At 59.7% G+C, this 21,217-nt stretch carries 19 protein-coding genes and 3 tRNA genes; 18 read left to right on the forward strand and 4 right to left on the reverse strand.

Annotated elements, in window-relative coordinates:
- Positions 1 to 2: 2 nt before the first annotated feature.
- The 5 genes from AC1D3B_RS17240 (at position 3) to AC1D3B_RS17260 (ending at position 1,951) form a co-directional block, all read left to right on the forward strand.
- Positions 3 to 78, forward strand: a tRNA-Ala gene (locus tag AC1D3B_RS17240).
- Positions 79 to 132: 54 nt separating this feature from the next.
- Positions 133 to 208: transfer RNA gene (locus AC1D3B_RS17245), tRNA-Glu, on the forward strand.
- 71 nt (positions 209 to 279) lie between these two features.
- A tRNA-Asp gene (locus tag AC1D3B_RS17250) sits at positions 280 to 356 on the forward strand.
- Positions 357 to 658: 302 nt separating this feature from the next.
- The gene (locus AC1D3B_RS17255) at positions 659 to 1,546 is read left to right on the forward strand and encodes a hypothetical protein (protein WP_478191875.1); all 888 of its coding nucleotides are present in this window, start codon (positions 659 to 661) and stop codon (positions 1,544 to 1,546) included.
- Between the two features lie 12 nt (positions 1,547 to 1,558).
- Positions 1,559 to 1,951, forward strand: a complete 393-nt coding sequence (locus AC1D3B_RS17260) for a hypothetical protein (protein WP_478191876.1) — start codon at positions 1,559 to 1,561, stop codon at positions 1,949 to 1,951.
- A 269-nt stretch (positions 1,952 to 2,220) separates the two neighbouring features.
- Here AC1D3B_RS17260 and AC1D3B_RS17265 read toward each other — a convergent pair whose 3' ends face one another.
- Positions 2,221 to 3,144 carry a LysR family transcriptional regulator gene (locus AC1D3B_RS17265; protein ID WP_478191877.1) on the reverse strand — a complete coding sequence of 308 codons (924 nt, stop codon included), beginning with the start codon at positions 3,142 to 3,144 and terminating at the stop codon, positions 2,221 to 2,223.
- 126 nt (positions 3,145 to 3,270) lie between these two features.
- On the opposite strand from AC1D3B_RS17265, the gene AC1D3B_RS17270 reads away from it, so the two are divergent.
- The 13 genes from AC1D3B_RS17270 to AC1D3B_RS17330 all read left to right on the forward strand — a co-directional run bounded on the left by AC1D3B_RS17270 (position 3,271) and on the right by AC1D3B_RS17330 (position 17,909).
- The gene (locus AC1D3B_RS17270) at positions 3,271 to 5,367 is read left to right on the forward strand and encodes an acetate--CoA ligase family protein (protein ID WP_478191878.1); all 2,097 of its coding nucleotides are present in this window, start codon (positions 3,271 to 3,273) and stop codon (positions 5,365 to 5,367) included.
- Between the two features lie 51 nt (positions 5,368 to 5,418).
- A complete protein-coding gene (locus AC1D3B_RS17275) occupies positions 5,419 to 6,396 on the forward strand; it encodes a LysR family transcriptional regulator (protein WP_478191879.1) in 978 nt (325 codons plus the stop codon).
- Positions 6,397 to 6,517: 121 nt separating this feature from the next.
- Positions 6,518 to 7,666 carry an NADH:flavin oxidoreductase/NADH oxidase gene (locus tag AC1D3B_RS17280; protein WP_478191880.1) on the forward strand — a complete coding sequence of 383 codons (1,149 nt, stop codon included), beginning with the start codon at positions 6,518 to 6,520 and terminating at the stop codon, positions 7,664 to 7,666.
- A 217-nt stretch (positions 7,667 to 7,883) separates the two neighbouring features.
- Entirely contained in the window at positions 7,884 to 8,567 is a 684-nt protein-coding gene (locus tag AC1D3B_RS17285; RefSeq protein ID WP_478191881.1) for an NIPSNAP family protein, read from the forward strand.
- Positions 8,568 to 8,652: 85 nt separating this feature from the next.
- Complete coding sequence (locus tag AC1D3B_RS17290) at positions 8,653 to 9,456, forward strand: EthD domain-containing protein (RefSeq protein ID WP_478191882.1); 804 nt, start codon at positions 8,653 to 8,655, stop codon at positions 9,454 to 9,456.
- A gap of 179 nt (positions 9,457 to 9,635) precedes the next feature.
- A complete protein-coding gene (locus tag AC1D3B_RS17295) occupies positions 9,636 to 10,328 on the forward strand; it encodes a flavin reductase family protein (protein WP_478191883.1) in 693 nt (230 codons plus the stop codon).
- A gap of 53 nt (positions 10,329 to 10,381) precedes the next feature.
- Positions 10,382 to 11,275 carry a beta-keto acid cleavage family enzyme gene (locus AC1D3B_RS17300; protein WP_478191884.1) on the forward strand — a complete coding sequence of 298 codons (894 nt, stop codon included), beginning with the start codon at positions 10,382 to 10,384 and terminating at the stop codon, positions 11,273 to 11,275.
- Positions 11,276 to 11,324: 49 nt separating this feature from the next.
- On the forward strand, positions 11,325 to 12,326 hold the full coding sequence (locus AC1D3B_RS17305; protein WP_478191885.1) for a 3-hydroxyacyl-CoA dehydrogenase NAD-binding domain-containing protein: 1,002 nt from the start codon (positions 11,325 to 11,327) through the stop codon (positions 12,324 to 12,326).
- A 17-nt stretch (positions 12,327 to 12,343) separates the two neighbouring features.
- Positions 12,344 to 13,126 (forward strand): crotonase/enoyl-CoA hydratase family protein, encoded by a 783-nt coding sequence (locus tag AC1D3B_RS17310; RefSeq protein WP_478191886.1) that lies wholly within the window; start codon positions 12,344 to 12,346, stop codon positions 13,124 to 13,126.
- The gene (locus AC1D3B_RS17315; RefSeq protein ID WP_478191887.1) at positions 13,123 to 14,691 is read left to right on the forward strand and encodes an AMP-binding protein; all 1,569 of its coding nucleotides are present in this window, start codon (positions 13,123 to 13,125) and stop codon (positions 14,689 to 14,691) included. The genes AC1D3B_RS17310 and AC1D3B_RS17315 overlap by 4 nt, the downstream gene beginning before the upstream one ends.
- A gap of 9 nt (positions 14,692 to 14,700) precedes the next feature.
- Positions 14,701 to 15,843 carry an acyl-CoA dehydrogenase family protein gene (locus AC1D3B_RS17320; protein WP_478191888.1) on the forward strand — a complete coding sequence of 381 codons (1,143 nt, stop codon included), beginning with the start codon at positions 14,701 to 14,703 and terminating at the stop codon, positions 15,841 to 15,843.
- Positions 15,844 to 16,068: 225 nt separating this feature from the next.
- Positions 16,069 to 17,055 carry a Bug family tripartite tricarboxylate transporter substrate binding protein gene (locus tag AC1D3B_RS17325; RefSeq protein WP_478191889.1) on the forward strand — a complete coding sequence of 329 codons (987 nt, stop codon included), beginning with the start codon at positions 16,069 to 16,071 and terminating at the stop codon, positions 17,053 to 17,055.
- A gap of 92 nt (positions 17,056 to 17,147) precedes the next feature.
- The gene (locus AC1D3B_RS17330) at positions 17,148 to 17,909 is read left to right on the forward strand and encodes an SDR family NAD(P)-dependent oxidoreductase (RefSeq protein ID WP_478191890.1); all 762 of its coding nucleotides are present in this window, start codon (positions 17,148 to 17,150) and stop codon (positions 17,907 to 17,909) included.
- A 297-nt stretch (positions 17,910 to 18,206) separates the two neighbouring features.
- Here the strand turns inward: AC1D3B_RS17330 and gorA are convergent, their stop codons facing one another.
- From gorA to AC1D3B_RS17345, 3 genes are all read right to left on the reverse strand, one after another.
- On the reverse strand, positions 18,207 to 19,607 hold the full coding sequence (gene gorA, locus AC1D3B_RS17335) for a glutathione-disulfide reductase (RefSeq protein WP_478191891.1): 1,401 nt from the start codon (positions 19,605 to 19,607) through the stop codon (positions 18,207 to 18,209).
- Between the two features lie 134 nt (positions 19,608 to 19,741).
- The gene (locus AC1D3B_RS17340) at positions 19,742 to 20,440 is read right to left on the reverse strand and encodes a glutathione S-transferase family protein (protein ID WP_478191892.1); all 699 of its coding nucleotides are present in this window, start codon (positions 20,438 to 20,440) and stop codon (positions 19,742 to 19,744) included.
- Positions 20,441 to 20,450: 10 nt separating this feature from the next.
- Positions 20,451 to 21,215: an SDR family NAD(P)-dependent oxidoreductase gene (locus AC1D3B_RS17345; RefSeq protein WP_478191893.1), complete on the reverse strand. Its 765-nt coding sequence runs from the start codon at positions 21,213 to 21,215 to the stop codon at positions 20,451 to 20,453.
- Between the last annotated feature and the right edge of the window lie 2 nt (positions 21,216 to 21,217).

Below are 21,217 nucleotides of genomic sequence, written 5' to 3' on the forward strand. Positions count from 1 at the left end.
AAGGGGGTATAGCTCAGCTGGGAGAGCGCTTGCATGGCATGCAAGAGGTCAGCGGTTCGATCCCGCTTACCTCCACCAGAGGCGTCGAGAAGAAGAAACAAGCGCTGATCGCAGCGCGGTTCCGAAGGTTTTGACCCTATCGTCTAGAGGCCTAGGACACCACCCTTTCACGGTGGCTACCGGGGTTCGAATCCCCGTAGGGTCGCCAGTTTTCACCGCTTGGTGAAGCGGGCACAAGTCGCAGCACTTGGCTCCAATTGGAGCGAACGTTGTCTACCAGGAGTGGTAGTTCAGTTGGTTAGAATACCGGCCTGTCACGCCGGGGGTCGCGGGTTCGAGTCCCGTCCACTCCGCCAATATTGATAAGGGTTAGCAGGTGAGTATCTGCTAACCCTTTTCTCTTTTTTGGCTTCCGTGTCCTTGCGGTGTCCTAGATTTTCCGAGCCCTTCACCTGTTGCAAGACGGTCTTGACAGTTGGTCCGGGTCGTGTCGCGTATGGCGCTCACGCTGAAGCGCTTGGCCTAGCCGAGAGTGCTCGCGTAGGGCGGCCCAGATGGTCCGTACAAGACAGCCTGCGTCGATACTCGCGCCATGCTCGCATCCACCCGAGAAGAAGCCATCAAGATCACCGCGTACATGAACTGGCAGGCACCCGACTTGACCGTCGAGTTTGTCCGGAAGGTGTACTCGGAGAACGTCCTCAGTTCGACGCACGATGTGTGGGATGTGCATACCGACATCGACCGATGGTGGGTCATCACGGGGATGACCAACCTCTACTCGCAAGAGCAGTTCCCGAACATGGACCTTGCGCTGACTTTCCACATCGGCCTGTGTTTGCGCATCCCGATGAACCATCGCTCCAAGTTGGAGGAGTTGCCAATTGAGCCCTTCGGGGAATGCTATCGCTACCTCGAAGAAGCGTCCGAGGCGGTACGACACGCGCACGAGGACGGCGACTACCAGGCAGTCGGTGTGCGATGTCGCGAAGCGCTGCTCTCGTTGGTCGGCGCCGCGCAAACTGTCATCCCTTGGGCGTCCACCGAAGAGAAGCCGAAGCGTGCGGACCTGAAGGCATGGGTCGATCACATTTGCGCGACGGCATTGCCTGGCGCAACGCACGAGCACAGACGGCATCTCTTCAAGACGTTGCTGGAGAGCGAGTGGAAGTTCGTCAACTGGCTAACCCACAGCAAGAAGTCGAAGTGGCATGACGCAGAGGCCGCCTTGTCGATCACTGAGCATGCTATCGGGCACTGTTCGGCCGTGGTCGTGCGACTGCTACGGAAGGTGCCCGAGGAGTGCCCCGCCTGCGGTTCGCATCGACTGTCTCCCCAGCGTGGATTCCACGAGGATTTTCCGGAGGACGAACTGGAGTGGCCGGCGTGCGACAAGTGCGATTGGATGGGCGAGCCGGTGCTGATCGAAAAGGTGCGGCGTGAACCTGAAGAGGACAGTCCCGCGCCATCAGGTGAGCACGTTCTGCCGACCGTGCCGCTGAGAACGCTAATGCGCCCGAAGGGCCGTCGCGATGACAGTGAATAGTAAGTCTGGACGATGAGCTATGACACTACAGTTCCGGGCTACCTGAAACGTTGCAAACAGCGTCGTGATGCCGGTAGTCTTCAAGACCTCTTATACGCAGCCCTGGAGCTTCGATTGGGGGTCGAGATGCGTCTGGCGGAAAGTGTGCAGGCTGTTGACGGCTTGACAGTTGCGCAGCGCCGTCAGTGGAAGGTCGTCCATCTCGCAAACACGCTTCAGACTGTCAAGTGGAGTAATGAAGATGACGTTCTGGTGATGCTCTATCACTTGAAAGAACCGGATGAGACCTTTGAGCTTCACTACTTCCCGGTGACAAAGCGGCTGATTGAAACAGTCGGTCGGCTGGGAGACTTCCTTCCTTCATCGAAACGAGCGTCTCGTGTCGGACCAGGCGGCTGTGTATAGGGAGTTGACTACGCTTGTGAAGGAAGGCTACGGCGACCTGTTGATGGCAAGCTCAGGTGAGTGTCAATTTGTCGAGAAAATACAATTACCCCATGTCGCCATCCTGGCTAGGTTCAGCAAAGGCGGCGCCGCGGAGCTGCAATTTCAAGATCAAGAGGGAGCTCTGTAACGAGTTGCTCGATCCCGGCTCCATGCTGATTCAGCCGAGGTCTGCACCCGGGCCTCGTTCGCCCCGGACGCCTCAGGCTTCATAGCATGACGAACTACGCTCAGGCGGTAGTCAAAATGTTGCGGTGCCGCTCGGCACCAAACCACTCCGATCCCGCTACAGCGCGCTCGACCACTTCCAGCAACACCGATCGGCCTCTGCGCAGCGTCGGTGAATGGCTGCGCGCCTCGTTTTCCAGAAGCACCCAGGTCATGAACATACCGCTGACCGGCGCCCAGCTCAGGCTCGGCGCCATTTTTGAACGATAAAGGGAGCACGCTGGAACGACCGTGAAACCGCGATCCAGCGCGGCAAGGTCCAAACAAAGTGCAAGCGAGTCTGTCTCGACAAGAACCTTGAAAGTCAGCCCTTTTCGTACGAGCGCGTGTTCCACCTGAGAACGCAGCACGTTTGGGCGCGCGGGCAGTATGAGATTGAGTGCGCTCAGGCTTGCAACTGTTTGGGGCTGCGAGGGCACAAGGCCTTTATGATTTGAGCCAACCAGGATAAGAGGCTCTCTCACAAGTGGTGTTTGCTGGAACCCTGCGGGCGGTGAAGGCTCAAACGGAATGATGCACAAATCGAGCGTGCCCGCGAGCATCTGGTCTCGCACGCTGTTACTTACGCCCTCGGAAACTCTTAACTTCACCCCCGGATAAGTTCTGCTCAGTCGCTGGACGAACTCGACCGTGAAGACTTCCTGCCATGACGGAGGAATGCCCAGGTTCAGGTGTCCCGCAGCTGCCTCGCCCACCTCTTCTTTGATCGAAGTCAGTTGGCGCAGGAGCGGTCGGGTTCGATCGGCGAGCAATCTCCCGGCATCTGTGAGCCGCACGCCACCCCGCGAGCGGACGAACAACTGGGCGCCGACTTTTTGCTCGAGATTCGCGATATGCCGCGACAGCGCTGGCTGCGAAATATGCAAGTCGGCAGCGGCCTTGTTGATGCTTCCCAGATCAGAGACCCGAAGGAAGTATTCGAGCAACTGTGAATCCAAGGTGGTGCCCCGAAAGATGAATAACACGTATAGGAACTCGACATTATCCTTATGACGCGGTCATCCTTACCATAGGCAAAACCCGCCAGCAAGGCGGCAGGATTGGACAACGAGATGAGCATGGATCCGAGCGCGAGGAACGACTTTCGGCAGGCACCGGACACGCTGCGTCGCACAAACCTTAGAAGGCTCTTCGCACCTCGGACGATCGCTGTCGTCGGCGCTTCGCTCGACGAGACCAAGGCTGGATCACAAGCATTGCATACACTGCGGTCATTCCCTGGGCGAGTGGTTGCGATCCACCCCAAGGAACGAGAAATTCGTGGGATCGCTTGTTTCCCAAGCTTCGCCGCCTGCCCGGACAAGATCGACCTCGCGGTGCTCGCTGTACCGGCCATTGCGTGCGTTGAAGTTGCCGCTGCTGCTTCCCAGCAAGGTGTCGGAGGCCTTTTCGTCATTTCAGGGGGATTTGGCGAAACCGGGGCGGCCGGCATCGCGCTACAGGAGCAAGTGGCGCGGATCTGCGCCACCACTGGACTGCGACTTCTCGGTCCCAATACCTCCGGCTTCCTGAATCCACATCTTTCTTGTGTTGCGAGCTTTGTCCCCGGCGTCGAGCAGATTGCTGCAGGACGCATCGCGGTAGTGGCGCAATCCGGCGGTGTGAATCTCACCATCGCATTCTTGCTGCGCCAACTGGGTGAGGGGGTGTCGCTTGCGGTAGGACTCGGCAACGCCGTGGATGTCGGCACGGCGGACATCCTGAGAATGCTTGCCGACGATCCGGAAACGCAAGCGATCGCCGTGCACTTGGAGGGAGTCCCGCGAGGACGCGAGCTGTTCGACGTGCTGCGCGAAGTCACCCGCCGCAAGCCAGTCGTGGCGCTCGTCGCCGGGCGTTCCGATGTGGGCGACTTCGCCGTCTCGCACACGGGCAACCTGATGGGCTCGCACTCGCGAACTGTCGCTGCGCTGAGTCAGGCCGGTGCGGTTGTGGTTGAGCGAACGGAAGACCTGGTACAGGCTGCCGTCGTTCTCGCCGACCGCCGCTTGCCTCCCAAACAAAGGAATGGCATTGGTCTTGTCACGGGCCAAGCAGGTCCGGGACTGCTGATCGTTGACGGCTTGCAAACCGCTGGCGTGCAGGTGCCTGAACTTGGCAGCGAGACCGTGACCAGGCTGCAGGGGCTTCTTCCGCCGATGACGTATCTCAAGAATCCGGTCGATACCGGGCGGCCAGGGTGCACGTTTCCACAGGTCATCGAGCAGGTCGCGAGCGACGCGCGTATCGACGCGTTGCTCGTCTTCGGCTTGTCCGAACCTGCCGTCCTTGATCCGGTCGCCGCTCTCGTGCCCACCCATACGTTGACCAGCAAGCCCATTGTCTTCGGAACACTGGGGCTGGACGAGCAAGTTGCCTGTGTCGGGGATGGACTGCGCAAGTCGCGCTTGACCATGGTGCGAAGTCCAGAACGTCTGGTCCTTGCTGGGCAGGCATTGGACGTGGATTCGCGTGCGCAATGGCGGCTGAGCGCGACGGGTGGACAAGCCAAGCTTCCAATGACCACCGCATTGACCCGTTCGCTGAACGAGGACGAGGCGAAGCGCTTTCTCTCGGAATGGGGAATAGCGAGCCCTACTCGACGCTTGACCCGGGGCCGCGACGAGGCACTGCGGGCCTTTCGGGAATTGCACAAGCCATTCGCCGTCAAGATAGCTGCCGACGACATTCCCCACAAGACCGAGGCCGGCGGTGTCTTCCTGGGCATCGGGGATGAGCATTCGTTCCTGGATGCGCTGTCCCAAATCGAGCGCATTCCCACTTCCGACCCGGGCCGCGTGCTTGTTGAAGAGATGGCACCTGCGGGAGTCGACCTGATCGTCGGCGCGGTGCGCGATCCATCTTGGGGGCCCTGTGTCGTCATTGGCCTGGGAGGCGTCTTCACCGAGGCGCTGGCTGATTACTCAGTTCGCCTTGCGCCTATCGGACCCCTCGACGTGGCCGACATGCTTGGTGAGCTCCGCGGGAACAAAATCCTCGAAGGATTCCGTGGAATGCCTCCCTGTGATCGGGAGGCGGTCGCCCTAACCGCCATTGCACTTGGCAATCTCCTGGCCGCGCACCCTGAAGTTCAGGAAGTGGAGATCAATCCATTGCGAGTCACAGACCAGGGCGCGCAGGCGCTGGACGCGTTGATCGTCGTCGGCTAAACGAGGCCCAACCCTTCCAATCCAGGACCGGCGCCCAATTTCGGAGATCGAATGGACCTGAATCTCCTCGAATACCTGCTTCGAGTTGCCGAACTTGGAAGCATCAATCGCGCGGCGATCGATCTTCAGATGTCGCAGCCCGCTCTCTCGCGCAATATCGCGGCCTTGGAGCACGAAATGGGTGCAGCCCTCTTCGTGCGCACGCAAGGCGGCGTGCACCTGACCGAAGCCGGCAAGCTGCTCGCGGACCGTGCTCGACCGTTGCTCAGGCAGTTCACGATCCTGCAGGAGCAGGTCGGCGAGAAGGCCGCTGGTCAGTTGTCGATCGGATTGCCAGCGTCTTGGAGACATGTGTTTACGTCTCGCTTCGTCGAAAACATGATGGATCAATATCCCGGCGTCGCGCTGCGCGTCTATGAGGGGGTCAGCAATGCGATCCGCGAATACATGGCGGCAGGGCTTCTCGATCTTTGTGTCGTGGCCTACGACGAGACACCGGCCAGCGGCTATCGGCAAACTGCCATGGTCCGCGAACCTCTGGTACTTGTAGGGAGCCTCGCGATTGATCTTCGCAGCGACCGGGCCATATCGATCGATGTGCTGCATGATCTGAAGCTCATCCTCCCGGCCAAGCCGAACGTGTTGAGGTCCCACGTCGAAAGTTCGATGCTTCGACGAGGACTCAAATTCCACCTGGTGACCGAGACGGACACGCTCGCGCTCTGCCTGGACCTCGCTGAATGCGGCCTCGGTTTGACCGTGGTCCCGGCATGCTCCATCTTCGATGTCGAGAAGAATCCGAACATTCATTGGGCACCCATTCTGGACAGTCACTTCACGTGGGCCCTGTGTGAGAACTCCGCCAGAGAACACTCACAGGCGGTAATGGAAGGGCGCCGCCTTGTGTTGTCCACTGTTGCCGACAGGATGACAGACCAGCGCTGGTTCGGCGCACAACCTCTCGATGAACTCGTGTCTTCAGTGCGCGAGGCGTCCGAACAATCGCGGGCCGGGTTTGCCAGCGCTTGACGTACAACGTCACGCCGGAAGCCTCGTCGCATATCGACTAAAGCCGGCATCGATCGGGATCACCATTTGCCTCTTTCGTCGCGCTTCACATCATTCGATCTCAAACACATGGGCAAGCATCATGAGTAGGCTGTTCTCGAAAGGCAGGATGGGTCCCATGGATTTACGAAATCGGATCGTTGTCGCGCCCATGTGTCAGTATTCCGCAGTTGACGGTAGTGCGAGCGACTGGCACCTGATTCACCTAGGACAACTTGCGCTATCGGGTGCAGCACTTTTGATCCTCGAGGCAACGGCGGTGGAACCGCAGGGGCGCATCACCCTGGGCGATCTCGGCCTCTACTCCGACGCAAACGAGGCCGCGCTGCGGCGGGTGTTGCACGCCATTCGCAAACACTCGACGATGAAGATCGGCATTCAGATATCCCACGCGGGAAGAAGAGCATCTTGCCACGCACCCTGGGAAGGCGGCCACAGTCTCACAGCGGCCGAAGGCGCTTGGCAGACCGTCGCGCCGTCTCCGCTTCCGTACGCTGAAAGCGACCGCCTACCGCGCGAGCTCCGCACTGCCGACCTCGAGTGCATCAAGGATGCGTTCGTTGCAGCAGCAAGCAGAGCGGTGTCACTTGGCCTTGACTCCATCGAACTTCACTTCGCGCATGGCTATCTGATTCATCAGTTCCTGTCTCCGATCTCGAATCAGAGACATGACCAGTACGGAGGCAATTTCACGAATCGGATCCGATTCCCTCTCGAAGTATTCGATGCAGTTCGCAAGGCGACGCCATCACGTGTCGCTCTGGGCGTACGCCTCTCCGCAACCGATTGGATTGATTCGGAGCCATCCTGGAATATCGATCAGAGTGTGCGGCTCACCAAGTCGCTCGCTCAGTCGGGCGCGAGCTATGTTCACGTAACGACAGGCGGCATCTCTCCGAGGCAGAAGATCGTGCTGGGCGAGGGCTATCAGGTGCCCTTCGCGGAGCGCATCCGCGCCGAGTCGAAGCTGACAACAATCGCTGTGGGACTCGTCACGGACCCGCGGCACGCCGAAGAGATCGTCGCACAAGGGCGTGCGGATTTCGTTGCCGTGGCTCGCGCGGTGCTCTTCGAGCCCCACTGGCCTTGGCGGGCCGCCGCCGAACTGGGAGCGCGGGTTGAAGTCCCCCCGCAGTACTGGCGATCGCAGCCCCGTGGACTCGATGGCCTGTTCGGGGACATCGATGTGCGGACACCACTTGAGCGTGGTGCCGCATCAGTTGAGCGCTGACGCACATATGCGGGGGCTTCAGTATCCGCGCGATGTCTCCTGCACTTTCGGCCAAAGCCATCAAACCGACGCGCTATGCGCTTCGGGGGTTGCAGAAAGTGAATAAAAAGCCATTCGCAGACCGGTTCGCGCCAGCAGTGGCCAGGCGCGCACACTTTATTCGATGGCGGGGCGTGGGCCTCTTTCGTCTTAGATTAATTGCAGGGGGATTTAAAGGATGACCACCAAACTCGATGAAAGGCTCTACGAGTTGCGTCTTTACCGAGTAGCGCCTGGTCGCCAGGAGGACATGGAGAGCAGGGTGTTCGACCACCTTTCGAGGATCTTTCCCAGGAACGGTATTCATCCGATGGCCGCATGGAGTGTGACGTCGGGCGCAAATCTGCCGATGTTTGCCTACATCACGCCTTGGCGGACGCTTGAAGAACGAAACCAGGCTTGGAGCCGCTTTTACTCAGACCCCGACTGGCACGCCGCCCGGAATCGCACGAATGCCGGGGGTCAGCTCGTGGAGCGCTTCGAGGTCGTCTTTATGCGCGCGCTGACCCCCTGGAACTCTGATATGGCCGCTCACGCGGGCGGTTCCATCGTGGAGCTGATGATCCATGAAGTCGCCGTCGGTGAGCCTGCAGCCGTGCGTGCCGCATTGCTCGAGCATCGTGCACCTGCCTTGACGCGTGCCGGTGCCTCGCTTCTCGGGGTATTCGAGGTGATCAGTGGGCGGCCGCTGCCCAGCGCCGTCATTCTCGCCTCGTGGCCTAACGCATCCACCCGGGAGGACACGACGAGTTCGCGCAATCGAACGTCGAAGCAACCGCTGCTTCCGAATACTCGGCCGGTGCTGGAACGCGCGGACATCTCCTTGATGCGCGTGCTGGAGGTCGAATGGGCTGGCCAGTGAAAACCCGTGCGCTAGGTCGACGAGGCCGAAGGTTGCTATGGGACTAGAGGCAGAAAGCGCCATCGACCCAACGACAGAAATGCAATTGACCGCGATCGATCTCGCCGATTCGTCGGCCGACAAGGCCATTGTTCTCCTGAAGCGAAATCGGAATCTCCAATTCAGGGAGTTCGACGCATATTGGGAGCGGGTGCATGGTCCATTGGTCTTGAGTATGCGTGAGTACAAGGCCTACCGCCGGCGGTATGTGCAAGACCATCTGATTCAGGGTTGCCTTGATGAAAGGCATTTCCCGTTCGACGGCATCACGCAGATCTGGCCGACGAAAAGCCCGCCCCCGGTCGCTTTCGACCAAACGTCGGAGTTCGTGACGCATGTCATCCCGGATGAGCTCAAGATGCTCGAGCGCGATGCGAGTATCCATTGCTTGGCACGAGAGAGCGTACTTCGAGAGGGTCGCGGCGAGTGCAAATTGATGGTCTTCATGGCGGCTCATTCCGACGTGCCCTTGGAAGAATGTCATTTGCGTTTTCGGACGGAGTATGCGCATCGACTGCTCACCCACCCAGATGTCGATCGGCGCGTCCGCGGGCTCGCGCTCAGCGCTGTTTACCCCGATTCCCTGATATCCATGCAAGGTCGCCAGGTGCCCCCCGGCGTGCGCTTCGACTTCGTCGTGGAAGTGTGGTTCGATTCTCTCGTCGAAGCGCGCGCGACACTGGGTTTCATCCAGTTCTCCGAAACTGAAAGACTGCAGGCCGGTTTTCAAAGTACACCGATGCACGCCTTGTTCTCGGAAGTCGTGCTCTATGGCGACGCGGGCACCGAACCCCCTTTTAGCCTTGACTCGATGAGCTCTGCCCGCGACCGCTATCCACCGATCGGCTAGCAACCATGTGCGAAGGGCATTACGCGGTTCAGAGACCGGCGCGTAGCATCCTTTCCACCGAGAGACGCGTTCGGTTCGAGCCGTCCAACAGCCCCGCCGGCTCTTGGGAACTCGCGCGTCGGCCCTCGACGGACGGGTGCCGCCATTCGATAGAAAGTTGGCTTCCCTACGGATTCAGCATGCAGTTCCATATCAGCGAGACCGAACTCAACCTTCGATACAAACTTCTAAGCGGCCTGATCATTCCGCGGCCGATCGCTCTCGTGACGACCTGCAGCGCCTCAGGAAGGGTCAACGCTGCTCCGTTTAGCTTCTTCAACGTTCTCAGTCACGATCCCCCCTTGCTCGCCCTCGGAATCTACAAGCTCGGTCCTGGGGAACTGAAAGATACGGTGCGGAACATCCGCGAGACCGGGCATTTCATCGTCAACCTGGTTGGCTTCGAAATGGCGGAGCAGATGAACATCTGCAGTGTGGAATTTCCGTTCGACGCGGACGAGATTGAGGTGGCGGGCTTGACCGCCGAGCAGGGCGCGTACGTGAATGCCCCCAGGATTCTTGAGTCGCCGGTGAGCCTCGAATGCATCATCGAACGGGAGATCACGCTCGGCGATCAGGGTCAACGATCGATCATCCTTGGGACGATCGTACACCTCCACGTCCGCGACGGCATCCTCAACGCGCAACACCATGCGGACATCTCGAAGCTCGACGTCGTCGGTCGCTTATCGGGTCCCACCTATGCGCGGCTTACCGACACCTTCGACATGCCCGCGATGACGGTTCGAGACTGGGAAAGGCGCCAAGGCATCGAACGACCCAACGCGGCAGATGGTTCTTCGAGAACCATCGATCCACGGCTATCGATGTAAGCCGTGCGGCCCAAACACGTAGAGACTGAACACTAAGCACACGAAAACTTGAAATGAGCAATCCCAAAGTCATCGTCACCATCGCGCCGACCGGAGGCATGGCCTCCAAGGCACAAAATCCGCATCTGCCAACCCAGCCCCAAGAGATTGCGGAGGATGTCTATCGTTGTTTCAACGAGGGGGCAAGCGTGGTGGCGGTTCATGCGCGCCGGCCCGACGACGAGGCGACCTGCGATCCCGCGATCTACACCGCCATCAACCGACTGATTCGCGCCAAGTGCGACATCGTCCTGAACAACTCGACGGGCGGTGGCATCAATGGAGACATGGTTCATCCCGTCGGAAACAGCGAATACTGGGAAATACGCTGGGCCGAACGCCTTAGAGGAATGGAAGGCGAGGGCGTGGAGATGTGCACGCTCGACGCGCAGTCGGTCTTTGCGAGTTTCGGCGGGAAGGAGATCATGGTGGCGACGATGCCTTCGCGGATTCGACAGCTTGCCATCATGATGAAGGAGCGCGGCATCAAGCCGGAGTGGGAAGTTTTCGGCTTGGCCGACGTTGTCCAGGATGTGAGTCGAATGATCGCGGAGGGTTTGGACTCGGCGCCGCACTTCGTGAATATCGTGCTTGGCGTCAATGCGTTCCAGGGAGCCCTTCCATATACGCCGCGACTCCTCCAGACCATGGTGGACCACCTTCCAAAGAACTCCGTCTTCAACGTCAGCGCGATCGGCCCGGCGCAATTGCCGGCGGCTGTCAACTCCTTGCTGCTCGGGGGACATGTCCGGGTGGGCCTGGAAGACAATCTCTACTATTCAAAAGGTGAGTTGGCGACGAATGTGAGGCTCGTCGAGAGGCTGATTCGCATGGTGCGAGACCTCGGGTTTGAGCCTGCCACACCGGACGAAGCGCGGCAGATCATGGGCCTTGCTTCAATCCACTGACGCCACACACCGGTACGCACGTGCGGTAGAGGGGTTCTGACCTCTCTCCGTGATTCGCCAAAGAACCTCCATGCAAACAATGTATCTTCAACCTGAGGATGTACGCTCGGTGGCCATCATCGGTGCCGGTTCGGTCGGCGCCGGTTGGGCATCGCTCTACCTTGCCCGCGGCCTTGATGTCGTCGCGTACGATCCCTCGCCAGGCGCCGAGTTGCGCGCCATCAAGTTCATAGAGGACGCCTGGGACGCACTGCTCGAACTGGGGCTGGCGCAATCTCACAAGCCACCGTTTAATCGAATCCGTTTCGTTGGCGGGGCCGCCGAAGCTATTGCGAGTTGCGATGTCATCCAGGAAAGCGCACCCGAGCGCCTGGACCTCAAGAACCGTCTTCTCGCTGAGCTCGATGGCCTGGCCGAGCCCCACAAGATCATCATGTCGAGTACGGGAGGGATCCCTGCTTCGCAACTCCAGGCGGCCTGCGTCCACCAGAATCGCGTGGTGGTTGTCCACCCTTTCAATCCATCGCATCTGATCCCGCTGGTTGAAGTGATCGGCGGTCGCAACACCGAGGAGGCGGTCATCGAGTGGGCCATGGGCTTTGCGCGGCACATCGGCAAACGACCGATCCGCTTGACCGCCGAAGCGAGTGGGCACATGACGAACCGGTTGCAGTTTGCACTCGTTCGCGAAGCCGTGTCTTGCTTGCTGGAAGGCGTCGCCAGCGCGAGCGACATCGACCAGGCGGTTCGTTTCGGGCTTGCACCGCGATGGGCCTTGATGGGGAGTCTGCTGACGCTGCATCTGGCGGGAGGAGACGCCGGGATGCGAGGAATCCTCGATCATGCAGGGGAGGCCATTGAGCAATGGTGGACGCCCAGGACCTCTCCGCAACTGACGCCTGCCGTTCGCGATCGGTTGGTTGCGGCCGCAAGGGAGGTCGCCGTAGGCCGTGACGTCTCGGAGTGGATTGAATGGCGCGACTCCGCATTGGTCGATGTCTTGAAGCTCCAGGCCGCGCTGCCGATGCTGCAAAGTGGAGAAACAGCATGAACAGTCAAGCAGGCTGGATGTCGCAGGTCTCGGCATCGGTCGGGCTCGAAATCAGGGGTGTGACTGCGATCGTCACCCTCGACCGTCCTGCGAAGCGAAACGCGCTGAGCGACGAGCTGGTGGAGAGCCTCCAGACCCTCTTTGCCACCGTGCCGGATGGCATCAGTTGCATCGTACTGCGCGGAGCTGGAGGGAACTTCTGTTCCGGATTGGATTTGAACGAGCTCAAGGAGACCTCAATAACCGAGAGCTTCGTGACTGGAAAGATTGGGCAGCGGCTGAACGACACGATCCAGTTCTGCAAGGTACCCGTGATCGCAGTTCTCGAAGGTGCGGTCATCGGCGGCGGGCTTGAGCTCGCGTCCGCGGCTCACATCAGGGTGTCGGATTCTTCGGCCTACTTTGCACTTCCGGAGGCCACGCGCGGCATCTTTCTCGGTTCCGGCGGAACCGTGAGGTTGTCGAGACTCGTCGGTGTCTCGACCGTGATGGAGATGATGCTGTCTGGCCGGGTCTACGGCGCAGAGGATGGCTATCGTCTCTTGAGATTGAGCCACTACCTCGTAGAGCCGGAAACGGCGCTCGCTAAGGCCCTCGAACTCGCTGAGAAGATCGCAGGCAATGCACCGCTCGCGAATTTTGGCGTGATCCAGGCGCTGCCTCGCATCGTCGAGCAGGACCCTCAGAGCGGATTGTTCACCGAAATGCTGATGGCCGGAATCGCTCAAGCCGACGAGGAGGCAAAGCGGCGGCTGCGCGATTTTCTCGATCGCAAGATGAACAAGGTGTCGCGAACATGACGGTTGACTCAAATACGAAGACCTTTGGCAGCATCGTTCGCCAGCAAGCGAAGGACTTCCCGAACAAGGTAGCGTTCTCTACGCTTGACGGGGGGCAGGTCAGCTTCTCGGCATTCGAGCAGCGCATCTGTCGCCTGGCCGACGCCATACTTTCGTTGGGCCTCGAGGCAGGCGATCGGGTGGCCATCCTGGCATTCAACCGGGTCGAGTACGTGGAGGTCTACGGCCTCTCGGATGCACATCTGATTGTGGTTCCGCTCAATTGGCGCCTGCGCCCGGAAGAACTGGCCCGACTTATTGGCAACAGCTCTCCCAAAGTCATTTTTGTCGACGAAGCACATCGCGAAGTCCTCGATCTCATCCGTGTTCGCATTCCTGAAGTTCAACATTTCATCTTGTTCGGTCCGGCGGCCATTGGTTGGCGTTCCTACGAGGAGCTCCTTGCGAGTGCGAGGCCCGCGTGCAAGTATCCGAGAGCCGGCGAGCGGGACGTCTTGTCCCTCATCTACACCAGCGGAACCATCGGAGCGCCCAAAGGTGTTGAGATCACGCATTCGGGCGCTGTCGGCAACGCCAGGTCAGCTGCAACCGATCTCCTGTCGTTGTCGAACGCCGACACGACCATGGCCTTAATGCCCATGTTCCATGCGGGAGGGATGTGGTATCACCTCTTCGCAAGCTTCAGCGCGGGATGCACGACCCTCATTCTTGACAAGTTCGATCCCGCAGTGGTGCTCACAGAGCTTTCTAGACGCGAGATCACGAATGTGCACCTGGTGCCGACCATGATTGGTGCGCTGCTTTCCCATCCGAACATTTCACGCACGAATCTGAACGCAGTGCGAAAGATTTTCTACGCTGCGTCGTCGATACCGACCGAGCTGCTGCGCCGTGCGATGGAGACGTTTCCGCACTCCGACTTCATTCAGTCCTATGGGTCGACCGAAGCTGGCGTCCTGACAGTGCTCGATCCGGCGGCCCATCGCAAGGCCCTCACTCCAGGAAATGAGCATTTGCTGAAGTCGTGCGGCCGCCCCGTGAATGGGCGCAGGCTCCGAATCGCTGGAGCGAACGATCGCCTCTCCAGCCCCGGAGAAGTGGGTGAGATCGAGGCGCTCAGCCCGGACATGATGCGCGGCTACTGGTTGAACGCCGACGCGACCGCGAACGCGCTGAACGATGGCTGGATGCGCACGGGCGATCTGGGATACGTCGACGCCGACGGCTACTTTTACGTGATCGACAGGAAGAGCGACATGATCGTGACCGGTGGAGAGAATGTATTTCCGAGCGAGGTTGAGTCCGAACTCTACGGCGACGACGATATCGTCGAAGCAGCCGTCTTCGGCCTTCCCGACCCGGTGTGGATCGAAAGGGTCGTCGCCGCGATCGTGCTCCGGCCGAACGCGACCCGCACCACCGCTTCGATCGACGCGCACCTTCGCGGTAGGCTGGCCGCCTATAAGTGCCCCAAAGAGATCTTTCTCGTCCCAAGCCTGCCGAAGAATCCGGCTGGCAAGATCCTCCGCAAAGAACTGCGGCAGCAATACGCATCGAATCGCTGACAGGCCAGAATGTTTCACAACACGCAGGATGCTGCTGAGTTTCGTAACCACCTCGCGCGGTGGGTGGACGACCGCCTGGTGCCCCAGGCCGAAGCGCTTGACAAGGCGGGCGTGTTTCCTCGAGAGCTTTTTCGAGAATTGGGCTCGCTGGGCTACTACGGCGTCATGTACCCGGAGGAGGCGGGCGGTATCGGCTCGGACAACCCGTACACCTTGTTCACGATCCTCTGCGAAGAGCTTGCTCGCGGCTCGATGGGGTTTGCTGCGGGGGTTTGCATGCAGGGTTCGACCGCGACCCACACCATTTACCGATGGGGTCGGCCGAGCCTGCGCGAGCGTTTTCTCAAGCCGGCGCTCCGCGGGGAGCTGATCGGCGCTTTCGCTATCACGGAGCCCGACGCCGGGTCGGACGCAGGTTCTCTACGCACCAAGGCGGTCAAGGTGAAAGGTGGATGGGCACTCAGCGGCACGAAGATGTTCACGAGCAATGGCACCGTCGCGGACTTTGTCACTGTGGTCGCGACGACGAACCAGGAAGCCGGGGCCAGGGGCCACCGAATGTTTCTCGTCGAGAGCGCCGCAAAGGGATTTGCGGTCGGCCGCCGACTCGAAAAGTTTGCGATTCACTGTGCTGACACCGCCGAACTCGTGCTGAACAACGTTTTCGTTCCAGATGAGATGGTCCTCGACGCCGGGGATGCGTCTTCGTTCACTGCCTACAGATCCTTGACCGTCGATCGTATCTTCACGGCGGCACTTGCGCTGGGCACCGGACAGGCCGCCTACGATGCCGCGCTGCGGTACGCCAAGGAGCGGTCCCAATTTGGTCAGCCGATCGGCAAGTTTCAAGCGGTGCAATTCAAACTGGTCGACATGCTCGCAAAGCTCGAACAGGCGAGGCTCTACACCTACTATGCGGCAGGGCTCGCGGACGCGGGAAAACCCATCACGGCAGAGGCTGCGCTCGCGAAAATAGCCGCGGCTGAAGGATGCCATCAGGTCTGCCAGGCGGCGCTCTCCATCTTCGGTGGATATGGCTTGATGAGCGAGTATCCGGTCCAACGCTTTCTGCGGGATTCGTACTTCCCGATGGTCGGCGGCGGCACGAGCGACATCATGCGAATGGTTGTGGCACGCCACCTAGGCCTTTGAGGCACTGAAGCGCCCATCGACCCCAGCTGCACGAACTCCCGCTCGGAACGACGATCGCCATTTCAGGTAATACAGGCCTTGAATGGCGGCTATGTCATCTCCGCATTGGCTAGCATTCGCATATGCAAGAAAAATTCATCCATCCCGATTGGAATTCCCGATTCACGCAACAGTCCTCTCAACGCCTGTATCGGTGTGCAAGAGACTAACTTCAAAGGAGACAAGATGGATTCGTCAAAGCGCCGACTGCTGCGCCTTTCACTCGCCGCCGCCGTGGTTCCCGTGCAGGCGATATGCGCCGCGGCCGAGCCGGCTTATCCGACAAAGCCAATTCGGCTGATCGTCGGATTCGCGCCAGGAGGTCCAACCGATCAGGTCGCCAGAGTCGTCGCCGAAGGTTTGTCCAAACGCCTTCTTCAGCCCGTCATCGTCGAAAACCGCTCAGGGGGAAACCTCATCCCTGCGACCGTTTATGTCGCCAAGGCTCCACCCGACGGCTACACGCTGCACCTGACCAACGGGCAGCCCTTCACGTTGAATCTGGCCACGTATACCACCTTGCCCTACGGTCCGAACGACTACACGGCAATCGCGCAGGTCTCCGAGTCACCGATGGGCCTGTTCGTTCGATCGAACAGTCGCTTCCGAACCCTCGGCGAACTGGTGAGCTACGCCAAAGCCAATCCCGGAGCGCTGAATGCAGGAGCGCCCGGGTCCATGTCCGAGTCGGTGCTGGAGCTGGAGATGTTCAACGCGCTTGCCGGCATCGACATCAAGCAGATACCCTATGCAGGCATGGCTCCCGTGATCCTCAGTTTGCTGCAAGGGACCGTCGATCTCGTCTTCTGCGACTTCTTCAACGCATTGCCGCACATCCAGGCCGGCGCTATTCGAGTTCTGGCGGTGGCGCAACAAAAAAGGGTTCCTTTCCTGCCGGACGTCCCTACATTTGCCGAAGCTGGCTATCCGACCTTTTCGATTCCACCCATCTTCAATGGCTTGCTGGGGCCGCCCGGCATGTCGCACGCTCTGGTCGAACAACTCAACGCCGCCGTCACCTCGGTCGTCGCGTCGCCCGAATTTAAGAAATATTGTGCCGAGAGCACCTTTTTGCCTATCACCGGCCGGCCGGAAATGCTCGTCGGCCATATTAGAGAGGGCTATGCTGCCTATCTTCCGATCGTCAAACGTCTGGGCCTGAAGATCAACTGAGACGATTCGAGCCAGGGCGCTTCTTTCGAGCAGCAGGTCGATGTCACGTCAAAACGATCCGGGCCTGATACCAGGACCTGGATGGAGCAACTATGTGTACGCAGGATTTCGCAGGAAAAGTGGCCTTTGTTACGGGGGCAGGGCAAGGTTTGGGGGAGCACGTCGCCCGTCTTCTTTCGGAGCGTGGTGCGCATGTTGTCGTGGCCGACATTGACGCCGCCGCGGCCGCCCGGACGGCCGATCTGATCGATGCGAGCGGTGGTCGTGCGTTTGCGGTTGCGCTCGACGTGGCGGACGAATCTCAATGGTTTCGAGCGCTCGAGACCGTCGAGCGACGTTGTGCCAAGGTGGACGTGCTTGTCAACAACGCAGGCATTATCAAGTTCGGAAGAATCGAGTCCATGGAGGTCGATGTGTTCGATCTCACGATGCGCATCAATGTGCGCGGGACCTTCCTTGGATGCAAGGCCATCCTTCCGTTGATGCGCGCGGCGGGCGGAGGCGCGATCGTCAACGTCGGTTCGATGGGGGGACTGATCGCCCACCGGATCGGAAGTGCTGCATACGCGACGTCGAAGGGCGCTGTTCGCATGCTGACCAAGGCAGTAGCCATGGACTATCTCGAGCACCATATCCGCGTAAATTCGGTCCTGCCCGGGTCGATGGATACGCCGTTCTCTCGTCCCAAACTTCTCGACCCGGAATTGCGCAAGGTGGCTCTCGGCCGCACGCCGATGGAACGTCCTGCGGATCCCTCGGAAGTAGCTCGTACCGTCGCATTCCTCGCATCGGACGAAGCCTCGTACATGACGGGGTCGGATTTGGTGGTCGATGGGGGCTGGACTGCGTGCTGAGTTGGGGGACCGTCGTGATCCCTTGAATCACCTGCAAGGTGGTCACGAGGCTCTCTGGCCAGCGGAGCCGGCAACTCGGTGAATTTGTCGCGGAAGTTTGGCGCGGACGCCGGCGATGACGACGAGCATCGCGGCGACGGTCCAAATGTCGAAGGTCTTCCCGATTGAGCGCCAACGAAACTTGACCTTCCCAACTTGACCATCGAGAGGTCTATCGCGCACCCGATGATGACCTTGAACGCATCCAGGCCATGCCGTCGCGATCAAAGTCGACGATAACTGGGGCGAACATCCTCGTCACTCTTCCGGCCCGAGCATTGAAGCCGGCTCGTGGGACGCCGTCCTCGCTGTTCGCAGCGTCACGAATTCTTCGGCGACGGTCGGATGTATGCCAATAGTCGAGTCAAACACGCTCTTTGACGCGCCGGCTCGCATCGCCACTGCAAATCCTTGAACGATCTCTGGCGCATCTTCGCCCACCATATGCAATCCCACGACACGATCGCTGGAGGCGTCCACTACCAGTTTCATGAACGTCCGCTCTCCCTTTTCAGAAAGCGTCTGTCGCAACGATCTGAATTCCGACGAAAAGACACTCACCCGCATCCCCTTTTGGCGGGCTTGTTCCTCGCTATAGCCGCAGGTCGCGACGGCCGGATGGGTGAAGACGGCGGTCGGTAAGTATTCGTAATCCACCGTGCGCCGCGAAGGCTGAAGCGGATCGGGGTACAGCAAGTCGACCACCGACATCGCTTCGGCCAATGCAACAGGCGTGAGTTGCCGTGAAGCCGTCACGTCTCCCACTGCGAAGATCGAACGGCTCGACGTTCTGTACTCTGCATCGACCCGTATCCGTCCAAGCGGATCGAGCGCCACCGCGACGTTCTCCAGGCCTAGGCCAGCAGTATTCGGGATACGGCCGGTTGCATAGAGTACAGCGTCGACCTCGATGCGTTCTCCCGTCGTCGACGTGACAAGCAGCGCACCTCTCGATTTTTCGATTGATTGGATCTCGACACGAGGTCGAAACCCGACGCCGAGTTCCGCCATCTGTCGCACCAGAAACTCTCGCATCTCGACGTCGAATTCGTTCAGGATCCAATCGCGCCGAAACACTTGAGTGACTTGCGACCCGAGTCCATTGAAGATGGACGCGAATTCGCATGCGATGTACCCCCCGCCGACGACGAGCAGTCGCTTCGGGACTTCCGGCAGGTCAAAGACCTGATCGGAAACGACAGCGTTCTCGAGACCATCCACCTGGGGCTGGAACGGCCGACCGCCTGTTGCGACAATGACGTTCTCCGCCGTCCAGCGCCGTGCGCCAACCTCCACCGTATGAGCGTCGATCAATCGGGCACGTCCCGTGATGATTGCAACCCCCGAGCCCTCGAGGAGACTTTGATATACGTCGTTCAGGCGACCGATCTCCATGGCTCGAGCGGACTTGAGACGCTGCCAGTTGAAGGCCGCGTCGATATCCCAGCCATAGTCTCGCGCCGTCACAAATGAACCTGCATATGACGACGCGTAGCTATAGAGCTTTTTGGGGATGCATCCGACGTTGACGCAGGTGCCGCCCATCGGCCCCACCTCTGCAAGGGCTACCCTGGCGCCTCGGGACGCGGCAGTGCGCGCGGCACGTACCCCGCCACTGCCGCCGCCGATCACGAACAGGTCATAGTCGAATCGATTCATCAGATGGTGCTCGCTGACAGCGCATGCCGTGAGTCAATAAGACGTCGCGGCATAGGAGAGGGGATGACGGGCACTCAAAGAGTGCGTGGCAATACTTTTCCGGATGCAGCCCGAGACAGGAGACCCGGGCGCTTTCAAAGGCTGATGCGGGCCAGCTGAGGAAACATGTTCTTCTGCGCGTCAGCGTCCCAGTCCGACTTGAAGGAATATCGTGCTTTCAAGTCGGCAACCCTCGCCGCAGCGGCTCGGCTGTCAATCTCTTTAACCAGGCGTTGGACATTGGGAAACTTTGACCAAGCTTCGGCTTCCGGAAGGTCGAATACGTAGGGGATGATCCGCGCCCAGCCCCACACTGCCATGTCGGCGATGGAGTATTGGTCGGCCACCATATAAGGGTGTTTTGCAAGCCGCTCCTCGACGATCGACCAATGGCGATTTGCCTCGAAGTCGTATCGATTGAGTGAATAGTCCTCACCCTCCTTGATGTACTTGATGTAGTGGTGGTAGTGCACTGACTGGCCCGAGAATGGCCCGACGCCGCTTGAGAGGAACATGAGCCACGAAAGGAGTTCTCCGCGATGCGCGTTGTCAGGCAGAAACTTTCCGGTCTTTTCGGCGAGATAGAGCAGAATGGCTGTGCTGTCGAAGACCACCGTCTCGCCGTCGATGATCGACGGTACCTTCCCGTTTGGATTGATAGCCCGATATTCGGGCGAGTGTTGCTCACCCTTTCGTGAGTCCACCGGGCGGGGCTCGTAGCTGAGCTCAGCTTCCTCGAGGAAGAGGGCGACCTTCATCGGGTTCGGGCCGAGGTGAAAATAGAACTGGATCATGGTGATTGCCTTAGGATCTGTTGACAGGAATGTGATTTGTCGCACTCCATCCGCCGTCGATGACGAGGACGTGGCCATTGATAAACTCGGAGCGCCGCGAGCAGAGAAACGACACGGAGTGCGCCACATCGTCGGGTCTGCCGATTCGAGGCCACGGGGTCGTGTTGATCATCAAGTCTTTGAACCTGACGCTGTTGTCGATTCGATCTTGAGTCATCGGCGTGGCGATCACCCCGGGAGCGATGGCGTTGACGCGTATGCCAAGTGGTCCGTATTCCGCCGCCATTTGCCTCGTCAAGCCGATCACTCCGGCCTTCGCTGCCGCATAAGCGGATGACCCCGGGTTTCCAAGTACTCCGAAGGCAGAGGCAATCTGCACGATAACTCCCTCGCCGGTGCCCAGAAAATGCCTTACGGCAGAGCGAGAGAGTCGGAACACTGCTCTCAGGCAGACGTCTACGAATCGGTCGTAGTCGGCGTCCTCGGTGAGATGCAAGGGCTTCGGACTTCCAACGCCAGCGTTGTTGACAACGCCATCCAATCGGCCGAATCTTTCGAGCGCTCTTGCGACGACCTGGTCTGGTGCGCCGAGTTCAGTAAGGTCGACACTCAATGTCTCGACGCGGGAATTGTCTATCAGTTCCAGGCCAAAGTGTTGCTCGGCAACCATGTCCACGGCCAGAATTCGAGCCCCCTCTTCGGCAAGACGGCGCACGATGGCCTGGCCGATTCCGCCGGCCGCGCCTGTGACCACAATGACGGGTGCGTCATTCACGG

Source organism: Variovorax sp. P5_A3 (assembly GCF_056400665.1).

What these genes read in the sequence shown, in the direction of transcription:
- AC1D3B_RS17310 (WP_478191886.1), top strand. Translation starts at nt 12,344, where the DNA reads ATGTCGCAGGTCTCGGCATCGGTCGGGCTCGAAATCAGGGGTGTGACT.
- AC1D3B_RS17300 (WP_478191884.1), top strand. Translation starts at nt 10,382, where the DNA reads ATGAGCAATCCCAAAGTCATCGTCACCATCGCGCCGACCGGAGGCATG.
- AC1D3B_RS17320 (WP_478191888.1), top strand. Translation starts at nt 14,701, where the DNA reads ATGTTTCACAACACGCAGGATGCTGCTGAGTTTCGTAACCACCTCGCG.
- AC1D3B_RS17340 (WP_478191892.1), bottom strand. Translation starts at nt 20,440, where the DNA reads ATGATCCAGTTCTATTTTCACCTCGGCCCGAACCCGATGAAGGTCGCC.
- AC1D3B_RS17275 (WP_478191879.1), top strand. Translation starts at nt 5,419, where the DNA reads ATGGACCTGAATCTCCTCGAATACCTGCTTCGAGTTGCCGAACTTGGA.
- AC1D3B_RS17260 (WP_478191876.1), top strand. Translation starts at nt 1,559, where the DNA reads ATGAGCTATGACACTACAGTTCCGGGCTACCTGAAACGTTGCAAACAG.
- gorA (WP_478191891.1), bottom strand. Translation starts at nt 19,607, where the DNA reads ATGAATCGATTCGACTATGACCTGTTCGTGATCGGCGGCGGCAGTGGC.
- AC1D3B_RS17330 (WP_478191890.1), top strand. Translation starts at nt 17,148, where the DNA reads ATGTGTACGCAGGATTTCGCAGGAAAAGTGGCCTTTGTTACGGGGGCA.
- AC1D3B_RS17285 (WP_478191881.1), top strand. Translation starts at nt 7,884, where the DNA reads ATGACCACCAAACTCGATGAAAGGCTCTACGAGTTGCGTCTTTACCGA.
- AC1D3B_RS17315 (WP_478191887.1), top strand. Translation starts at nt 13,123, where the DNA reads ATGACGGTTGACTCAAATACGAAGACCTTTGGCAGCATCGTTCGCCAG.
- AC1D3B_RS17325 (WP_478191889.1), top strand. Translation starts at nt 16,069, where the DNA reads ATGGATTCGTCAAAGCGCCGACTGCTGCGCCTTTCACTCGCCGCCGCC.
- AC1D3B_RS17270 (WP_478191878.1), top strand. Translation starts at nt 3,271, where the DNA reads ATGAGCATGGATCCGAGCGCGAGGAACGACTTTCGGCAGGCACCGGAC.
- AC1D3B_RS17280 (WP_478191880.1), top strand. Translation starts at nt 6,518, where the DNA reads ATGAGTAGGCTGTTCTCGAAAGGCAGGATGGGTCCCATGGATTTACGA.
- AC1D3B_RS17295 (WP_478191883.1), top strand. Translation starts at nt 9,636, where the DNA reads ATGCAGTTCCATATCAGCGAGACCGAACTCAACCTTCGATACAAACTT.